We start from the raw sequence: 623 nt of genomic DNA, 5'->3' as shown, positions 1-623 counted from the left end.
AACATTAGGCGAGAAAATCATTTATGTCGGCAGCAAAGATGGAGCGATGGAACACAAGTTCGGTAAAACACAGTTGGTCGACTTAAAAGGCAAAACTATGTTGCCTGGCTTTGTTGATCCGCACAGTCATGTGTATGGTGTTGGTCTGCAAGCCATGGTCGCAAACGTGCTGCCATCTCCTGATGGCGAAGCCGATACCGTTGCGAAAATCATAGAAACTCTGAAAAATGCCGAGAACAATAATACGCAACGCCTATTCATTGAGAAAACCGGATGGATTTTAGGTTTTGGTTACGACGACGCCCAACTGGATTACTACCCTACCAAAGCGGATCTCGATAAAGTCAGCACAGATAAGCCTGTATTGATCATCCACACTTCGGGGCATTTGAGTGTCGCGAACAGTAAAGCGTTAGAGCTAGCAGGCATCACATCAGAATCGGAAGATCCAAAAGGTGGCATTATCCGCCGAATGGAAAACAGCCAAGAACCCAATGGGGTCCTAGAAGAAAACGCGCACTTTGCAATGCTGTTCAACCTCAATAAGTTGATTGATTCTGAACTTCAAGATCGCATGTTAGAAGCCTCGCAAGGTTTGTACGCGAAATATGGCTATACCACGG

Annotated in this window: 1 protein-coding gene; it reads left to right on the top strand. The window is 45.7% G+C overall.

The features are described 5' to 3' along the window. A partial coding sequence (locus tag R7R24_RS28080; protein ID WP_318120356.1) for an amidohydrolase family protein occupies positions 1-623 on the top strand: 623 nt, incomplete at both ends.

It is taken from the genome of Vibrio sp. 704 (assembly GCF_033339295.1).
The sequence above is the reverse complement of the archived record's forward strand: the minus strand, read 5'-3'. Positions and strand labels throughout refer to the sequence as shown.